The sequence below is a fragment of the Mesorhizobium sp. M1A.F.Ca.IN.020.03.2.1 genome (assembly GCF_004023205.1).
Taxonomy (GTDB): domain Bacteria; phylum Pseudomonadota; class Alphaproteobacteria; order Rhizobiales; family Rhizobiaceae; genus Mesorhizobium.
In genome coordinates this window covers 1-7894 of the sequence record NZ_RZSV01000239.1, presented here as the reverse complement: position 1 = coordinate 7894, position 7894 = coordinate 1, and the positions used below count along the sequence as shown (strand labels likewise).

The 7894-nt window shown below is 64.2% G+C and carries 6 protein-coding genes; 2 read left to right on the top strand and 4 right to left on the bottom strand.

Going from position 1 to position 7894, the window contains the following annotated elements:
* Window positions 1–114 precede the first annotated feature (114 nt).
* The 4 genes from EOA79_RS26675 to EOA79_RS26660 all read right to left on the bottom strand — a co-directional run bounded on the left by EOA79_RS26675 (window position 115) and on the right by EOA79_RS26660 (window position 4879).
* Complete coding sequence (locus EOA79_RS26675) at window positions 115–777, bottom strand: aminotransferase class IV family protein (protein WP_095823586.1); 663 nt, start codon at window positions 775–777, stop codon at window positions 115–117.
* Window positions 726–1871 (bottom strand): aminodeoxychorismate synthase component I, encoded by a 1146-nt coding sequence (locus tag EOA79_RS26670; RefSeq protein ID WP_095800471.1) that lies wholly within the window; start codon window positions 1869–1871, stop codon window positions 726–728. The genes EOA79_RS26675 and EOA79_RS26670 overlap by 52 nt, the downstream gene beginning before the upstream one ends.
* A 152-nt stretch (window positions 1872–2023) precedes the next feature.
* Window positions 2024–2713, bottom strand: a complete 690-nt coding sequence (locus EOA79_RS26665) for a proton-conducting membrane transporter (RefSeq protein WP_095823419.1) — start codon at window positions 2711–2713, stop codon at window positions 2024–2026.
* Between the two features lie 327 nt (window positions 2714–3040).
* Window positions 3041–4879 carry a M3 family oligoendopeptidase gene (locus EOA79_RS26660; protein WP_164748318.1) on the bottom strand — a complete coding sequence of 613 codons (1839 nt, stop codon included), beginning with the start codon at window positions 4877–4879 and terminating at the stop codon, window positions 3041–3043.
* Window positions 4880–5023: 144 nt separating this feature from the next.
* Between EOA79_RS26660 and EOA79_RS26655 the strand changes: the two genes are divergently transcribed.
* Together EOA79_RS26655 and EOA79_RS26650 are read left to right on the top strand one after the other, a co-directional pair.
* The gene (locus EOA79_RS26655) at window positions 5024–6565 is read left to right on the top strand and encodes a sigma-54 dependent transcriptional regulator (protein ID WP_095823418.1); all 1542 of its coding nucleotides are present in this window, start codon (window positions 5024–5026) and stop codon (window positions 6563–6565) included.
* A gap of 378 nt (window positions 6566–6943) precedes the next feature.
* Window positions 6944–7894, top strand: a 951-nt coding sequence (locus EOA79_RS26650) for a YcbK family protein (RefSeq protein WP_128293445.1), incomplete at its 3' end; no start/stop codon positions are given.

The following is a 7894-nucleotide window of genomic DNA, read 5'->3' as shown; positions in this document are numbered from 1 at the left end:
AGCGGCTTCAGGCCGATGGTGAAGAGCTTTGAGGACCCGTCATAGGGCGTATGGGTCGGTTGGCGAATGGTCATGCGTGCCTGGTGCTATCCAGTTGATGTCTCCCAGCCTCAATCAGCCGAGTTGCGCCGGGATCAATCCGCGCAGTGAGTTGCCGACGAAGATCGCCTGCGCCGACTTCAGATCGTCGAAGGTGTAGATCGCTTCCGCGGCGCGGCCTTCGTCCAGAAGCTCGCCGCGCAATACTCCAGGCAGCAGGCCGCAATCAAGCCGGGGCGTCACCAGCACCCCGCCGCCGAAATCGGCGAACAGATTGGTGATCGTGCCTTCGCAGATTTCTCCGCGCTCATTGGCCAGCAGCACCTCGTCGGCCTGGGTGACGAGATATTCGGCGCGGGCACGCGTGTACAGATGTCGCCGGCTGGTCTTGTGGCGCAGCAGCATGTCGGCGGAATCAAGCCTGACCCGGGCCATTTGCAGCCGCCAGACCTTGTCGGCGACGAGCGGCTCATAGGGCTGCACGGATGCGGTCGCCTCGCCATTGCGCTGCAGGGCGAGGCGGGTACGCAGGATGCCCTGCTGTCCCCCGACCGCGCTCGTCAGCACTTCGCCGATCCGATGCGGATCGCAGGCAAAGCCGAGCTCCGCGGCCGAGGCATAAAGCCGCGCAAGGTGGCGCTCGAAGCGCAGGAAGCCTGAGCCAGGCTCCCAACGCATGGTCTCGATCAGCTCGAAGTCGGCACGGTTCCCGTCGCGAAGCGCGCTTTCAGAAGACACTCCCGGTACTCCTCCTCGGCGGTGGAATCGAAGACGACGCCGCCGCCGACATTGTAGACAGCCTCGCCGTCGGCAAAGAGCGAGATGGTGCGGATCGCCACCGAGAACCGCATCGTGCCGCCGGGCGCGACCCAGCCGATGGCGCCGCAATAGACGTCGCGCGGCACGCCCTCCAGATCGTGCAGTATCTCCATGGCGCGGATCTTCGGCGCGCCGGTGATCGAGCCGCAGGGAAAGAGCGCTGCGAAGACTTGGCGAATACCGATATCCGGCAGGAGCTTCGCCCGCACCCGGCTCACCATCTGGTGCACCGTCGGGTAGGTCTCGATGCGGAACAGCTCCGGCACTTCCAGCGTGCCGACCTCGCTGATCAGCGAGATGTCGTTGCGCAGGAGATCGACGATCATCCGGTTCTCGGCCTGGTTCTTCTCGTCGTTGCGCAGGAACGCCTTCAGCCGCGCGTCCTCGGCCTTGGTGGCGCCGCGCGGCGCCGTGCCCTTCATCGGGTGCGTCTCGATCATACCGTCGGCGTCGATCTCGAAGAAGAGTTCCGGCGAGCGCGACAGCACGATCGGATCGCCGAACGAGATCAGCGCGCCGTATTTCACTGGCTGGCGCCCGGTCAGCGCCTCGAAGGCGGCAAGCGGATCGCCCGACCATTGCGCATGGACCGGAAAGGTCAGATTGCCCTGATAACAGTCGCCCTGGCGAATATGGTGGTGGAGGCGCGCGAAGCGGACGGCGTAGTCCTCGGCGGACCAGGATGCGCGGGCGTCGAAGATCGGTCCGTTGCTGGCGGGGCCTTCATTCCGCGGCACAGCCTGTTCGAGCGGCGCATCGAAGACACCGAGACAGATCAGCGGCGCGCGGCGGCCCTCTGGCAGCAACGGCACCAGTTTCGGCTCCAGCAGGTAGCCTGCCTCATAGGAGAAATAGCCTGCCAGCCATTTGCCCGCGTCGGAGGCGGCCTGTGCCGCTTCCAGCGCCGGCGTGAATTCGTCCGCGGTTCGCGCCGTGATGACCTCATGCGGCCCGTCAAAGACGAGCTGGTGGCCAGTCTCGTCATTGCGGAATATTGCTGAGGGCAGGGACATAAGCCTTGGATGGGGTCGATTAAGTCGATCGCTCTATATGGGGGCGCGGCGAGGCGCAATCGAGAGAACGGCGTCGGAGGGCGTAAAGGCATCTGGTCCAAAGCAAAACGGCGCCCAATGGACGCCGCCTGCGCTGGGAAGGCACAGCGAGATCAGTTGTTGTTCGAGGTCGCCGCCGTGGGGAACCGGCTAGCGAATTCGGCCTCGTCGCCCGCGGCCAGCAGTTTCGCCTGCTCGATCCATTTCTCGCGCGCGATGCGGCCGTCGAAATTGAGCACCTCCTCGACGCGCTTGACGTCGGCATCGGTCCAAGCGGCGATCTGGGCATAGGACGTGACGCCCTGCGCCTTGAGCAGCTTTTCATTGACCGGGCCGATGCCGATCAGGCGGCGCAGATTGTCCGCCTTGCCGGTGGTCGCCTTCGGGGCGGCGGCTTTCTTCGGAGCCGGCGCCTTCTTTGGCGCCGCGGCGGCCGTCTTTGCCGCTGCCGGCTTGGCCGCTGCCGATTTTGCCGCTGACGGTCTTGCAGATGAGGATCTGGCTGGGGTCGGGGTCGACATCAGCGCCGCCGGCGCAGGCGCGGAGGCTTTGTCGGTTCCCGCCTTGGCGGAAGAGGTCGGCGCTTCGCGCAGCTTGCGTTCGAGATCGGCGCGGCTGCGGCCGCATGCGTCGAGCTCGCCGCTCAGGCGGTAGGTATCGGCGCTAAACCGGTCGCGTTCGCTCTTGGCGCGACCGAGTTCGCCGCGCAGGCTGTCGAGCTCGCCACGCAGGCGGCCCCAGATGAACCAGCCAACCAGGACACCGACAACGAACGCCAGGAGCATATAGAAGAAAGTGCTCATTTCCCTCTCCAGTCCGATCGGGCCGCGGCCGCAAACGGCGGCCTTGCCGCAGGGATCGTCAATCGTTCCGCGCTGGGCGGAACAGCCCCTCCAATCGCTGGCGGCTGGCCCTCCTCCGGCTGCGGCCCGACGGCCGCTATCGCTCTCGCTGAAGCAACGCTAGGGCCGCCTCCGGCCTTGCTGTCGCGTCCGGTTGAGCTTGGGGTCTACGCTAGCACACGGCCTGCGCAAAGCTAATTGAAAAGTGCGGGCAGAGTTATTCAAGAACAGCACAAGTATGCGTTCCGGCCAAACTGTTCCCGGTCTATGCCGCCAGGCGAGCACCCGTCATTTGTCGAGCGCCTCCAGCTCGTCGATCAGCGCGCCGATCACACCCAGGCCGATCTGCCAGAAGGCCGGATCCGTGGCGTCGAGGCCGAAGGGCGCCAGCAGTTCCGAATGATGCTTGGTGCCGCCGGCGCGCAGCATCTCGAAATACTTCTCCTGAAAGCCGCGCTCGGCGTTCTGGTAGACGGCGTAGAGCGAGTTGACCAGGCAGTCGCCGAAGGCATAGGCGTAGACGTAGAAGGGCGAGTGGATGAAGTGCGGGATATAAGTCCAGAAGACCTCGTAGCCATCGCGCAACTTGATCGCCGGCCCCAGGCTTTCAGCCTGCACCTCAAGCCAGAACTGGCCCAGCCTGTCCGAGGTCAGCTCGCCGTTGCGGCGCTCGGCATGCACCTTGCGCTCGAACTCGTAGAAGGCGATCTGGCGCACGACGGTATTGATCATGTCCTCGACCTTCTGGGCGAGCATGGCCTTGCGCTCGCGCTTGTCGGAGGTCTGGTCGAGCAGCGAGCGGAAGGTCAGCATCTCTCCGAAGACGGAGGCGGTCTCGGCCAGCGTCAGCGGGGTGGACGCCATCAGCGCGCCCTGGCCGGCGGCCAGCACCTGGTGAACGCCGTGGCCCAGCTCATGCGCCAGCGTCATCACATCGCGCGGCTTGCCCATGTAGTTGAGGAGCACGTAGGGATGCGCCGAAGGCACGGTCGGGTGGGCGAAGGCGCCGGGCGATTTGCCCGGCCTGACCGGCGCATCAATCCATTTGCGGTCGAAGAAGGTCCGCGCGATTTCCGCCATCTTCGGCGAGAAACGCTGATAGGCTGACAGCACCGTGTCCCTGGCGTCGTCCCAGCGGATCACCGATTGCGGGGTCTCGGGCAGCGGCGCGTTGCGGTCCCAGTGGTTCATGACGTCCGTGCCGAGCCAGCGCGCCTTCATCTGATAGTAGCGGTGCGACAGGCGCGGATAGGCTTCGCGCACGGCCGCGGCCAAAGCATCGACCACGCCGCGTTCGACGCGGTTGGCGAGATGGCGTGAATCGGCGATGTCCTCGAAGCCGCGCCAGCGGTCGGAAATTTCCTTGTCCTTAGCCAGCGTGTTGGTGATGAGCGTGAAGGTGCGCAGGTTCTTGCGGAAAGTCGCGGCGAGTGCCTCGGAGGCACGGCGGCGCACTTCGCCATCCGCGTCCTGCAGTCGGTTCAGCGCCGGCTCCAGCGTCAGCTCCTCGCCGTCGACGTCGAAACGCAGGTCGGTCATCGTCTCGTCGAACAGGCGGTTCCAGGCGCCGCGTCCGGTGACCGACTTTTCGTGGAACAACTGCTCGACCCGATCCTCGAGCTGGTACGGCTTGTCCTTCCTGAGGTCGAGCACCCATGGGCGATAGTGGGCGAAGGCCAGGTCGGCCGCGAGTGCTGCTTCGATCACCGAGTCGTCGATCAGGTTGAGCTCCAGCGCGAAGAACAAAAGATGCGCGCTGGCATCCGTCATCTTCTCCTGGATGTCGCCATAGAGCTTGGCGCGCTGCGGATCGGCGGTGTTGCCGGCATAGACAAGCCCGGCATAGGAGACGATGCGGCCGATCAGTTCCTCCAGCGCCTCGTAGGCCTTCAGCGCCTCGCCGAGCCGGCCGGCGGCGCCACGCTCGGCTTCGGCGGCCAACGTGCCCTTCCAACGGACCTCGAAGGCAATGGCGTCGCTTGCCGCCCGGGCAATGTCACGCTTCAGCTCCGGCGCTTCCATGCCGGAATAGAGATCGGCGAGATTCCACTCCGGCAGATCGCCGAGCTCCGCCGCGGCCTGGCCAGATGCCGTCGCCGCAAGCCGCTGACCAAACATCATGCGCATCGACAATACCTTCTATGAATCAACGGGAAAGGAGAAGCCGGTCAAATCCTAAGGAATTCGTTCACCGGGTTTTTTGAAACCTTATTTAGAACCCTGTGCCAAGATGATCCATGGGGATTTATCGGGCGGATAATTCAAAGAGTCATGACAGGTTCCGTACTCATAGTCGATGACGATCCCGTGCAGCGCAGGCTGCTCGAGGCGGCGGTGACGAAATTCGGCCACAGCGCCATCGTCACCGACGGCGGCGAGGCGGGCCTCGATGTGCTGGACGGACCGAACGCGCGCGATGTGTCGGTCGTCATCCTCGACCTGGTCATGCCCGGTCTCGACGGCATCGGTGTGCTGAAGGCGATGCGCGAGCGCGCCATCAATCTCCCGGTCATCGTGCAGACCGCGCAGGGCGGCATCGAAACCGTTGTCTCGGCCATGCGCCACGGCGCTTTCGATTTCGTCGTCAAGCCGGCCTCGCCCGACCGGCTGCAGACCTCGATTTCCAATGCTTTGAAGGTCGAAGCGGTCGAGGACGAGGTGAAGCGCACGTCGCGGCGTCGCGGCGGCCATCTCACCTTCAAGGATCTGATCACCCGCAGCCCGGCGATGGACCGGGTGATCCGGCTCGGCCAGAAGGCGGCGGCCTCCAACATTCCGATCCTGATCGAGGGTGAATCGGGCGTGGGCAAGGAGTTGGTGGCGCGCGCCATCCAGGGCAGCGGCGACCGCCGCTCGAAACCCTTCGTCACCGTCAATTGCGGCGCCATCCCCGACAATCTGGTGGAATCGATCCTGTTCGGCCATGAGAAGGGTTCCTTCACCGGCGCCACGGACAAGCACACCGGCAAATTCGTCGAGGCGCATTCGGGCACGCTGTTCCTGGACGAGATCGGCGACCTGCCGCTCGACGTCCAGGTCAAGCTGCTGCGCGCCGTGCAGGAGGGCGAGGTCGACCCGGTCGGCGGCCGTTCGACCGTCAAGGTCGACATCCGGCTGATCTCGGCGACGCATCGGAATCTTTTGCAGCAGGTCAAGGACGGCAAATTCCGCGAGGACCTATTTTATCGCCTGAACGTCTATCCGATCTTCGTGCCGCCGCTGCGCGACCGGCGCGAAGACATCCCCCATCTGGTCAGGCATTTCATGGAGAAGGTGGCGCCGGCCGATCCGCGTCATCGTCTCACCGGCATATCGGCCAAAGCGCTGGCGATGCTGCAGGCCTACGATTGGCCGGGCAACATCCGCCAGCTGGAAAATGCGGTGTTCAGGGCGTCGGTGCTCGCCGAAGGCGAATTGCTGACCGAAGAGGAATTCCCACAGATCCGCGCGCAGGTCGAAGGCACGGTGAAGCTCGATGCCGAGCCTGCGACTGCCGTGGCACCGGTCGCGGACGAGCGGCAGCCGGGCGATCAGGCCGTCTCCAATGGAGCGGCGGCAGGTTCGCACGAGGCCGAGGCGCGGGCGCCGCTGCAGCCGCGATTCGGCACGCTGAGGGCCTTGGACGAGCGCGGCAATGTGCGGGCGCTGGCCGATGTCGAGTTCGAGATGATCAAGCTTGCGATCGACCACTATAACGGCCAGATGAGCGAGGTGGCGCGCCGCCTCGGCATCGGGCGCTCTACGCTCTACCGCAAGTTGAAGGAATATGGCATTGACCCCGAAGCGGGTCGGCTTGATCGACTTGCCTCCTGAGACGCAAGCCCAGCCCAGCCTACCGGTTTATATTCCGACTTAAATCGTCGCTTTTTCGTTTCTGAAGGCGCTTTTTCAGTCGCTTGCGTGTTCGCGATCACGCATTTAACGCAATCGGTAACAGATTGTGTTTGGGCCAAAGCCGAATTCTCGATCTAAACCAGCGATTTACCACGAAACATGGTGCATCATTTTTGACGGGATATCGCCACGGTGTTACCGCATTTCGGCTCCACTAAGCGATGATTAACCATTAGGATCGATATTCGGATGTGAGAACCACGCATCCGTTTGGGCAAATCCGGGGACAAACGGCAGCCTGCAAGGCCTTTTGATTTGAACCAAGTCGAACGACACACGAACGGGCGGCATTTTCACATGAGCGTCTGGCCACGGTGGCTGACGTTTGTGATTTTGGCCGTAGGGTTCCTTTCGGCAGCCGCCTCCGGCGCGAAAGCCGAAGTCCGTTCGCTGAAGCTCTATCACCTGCACACGCACGAAAAGGCCGAGATCGTCTACAAGCGTAACGGCCGCTACGTTCCCGAAGGCCTGCGCAAGATCAACATCATCCTGCGCGACTGGCGCCGCAACGAGCCGACCAAGATGGATCCGCGGCTGCTCGATCTGGTGTGGGAGGCCTACCGGCAGAGCGGAGCGACCGACTACATCCAGGTCGTCTGCGGCTATCGCTCGCCATCTACCAATTCGATGCTGCGCAGCCGCAGCCGCGGTGTCGCCGAGAAAAGCCAGCACATGCTTGGCAAGGCGATGGACTTCTACATCCCCGGCGTGCCGCTGAAGAAGCTGCGCAACATCGGCCTCAAGATGCAGGGCGGCGGCGTCGGCTACTATCCGAATTCCGGTTCTCCGTTCGTCCACATGGATGTCGGCAATGTCCGCCACTGGCCGGGTATCAGCCGTCAGGAACTGGTCAGCCTGTTCCCGAACGGCAAGACGCTGCACGTGCCGAGCGACGGCCGGCCGCTGCCTGGCTATGAGCAGGCTCTGGCCGCCTACAAGGCGCGCAAGGGCGCCGGCACCCCCAATATCGAGCTGGCCAGCGCCGGCGGCTCGACCAAGCGGTCCGGCGGACTGTTTGCGGCCTGGTTCGGCGGCGGCGACGACGAGGCCGACGACAGCGCCGATGTCGCGAGCGCCCAACCCACACCCCAGCCGAAAGCTGTGAAGCAGGTGGCGGCCGCCAAGAGCGGCAACAGCGGCAGCCTGCCGGGCATCGCGATCGTCTCGCCGCAGGATGCCAAGCGCGCCAACATCCCGCAGATCGCCGATGACAGCTCGGACGATTCGCAACCGCAGCAGGACACGCCC

Bases quoted from the DNA above. Each gene is read 5' to 3' on its own strand.
- EOA79_RS26670 (WP_095800471.1), bottom strand. From the start codon at position 1,871: ATGTCCCTGCCCTCAGCAATATTCCGCAATGACGAGACTGGCCACCAG.
- EOA79_RS26660 (WP_164748318.1), bottom strand. From the start codon at position 4,879: ATGCGCATGATGTTTGGTCAGCGGCTTGCGGCGACGGCATCTGGCCAG.
- EOA79_RS26665 (WP_095823419.1), bottom strand. From the start codon at position 2,713: ATGAGCACTTTCTTCTATATGCTCCTGGCGTTCGTTGTCGGTGTCCTG.
- EOA79_RS26655 (WP_095823418.1), top strand. From the start codon at position 5,024: ATGACAGGTTCCGTACTCATAGTCGATGACGATCCCGTGCAGCGCAGG.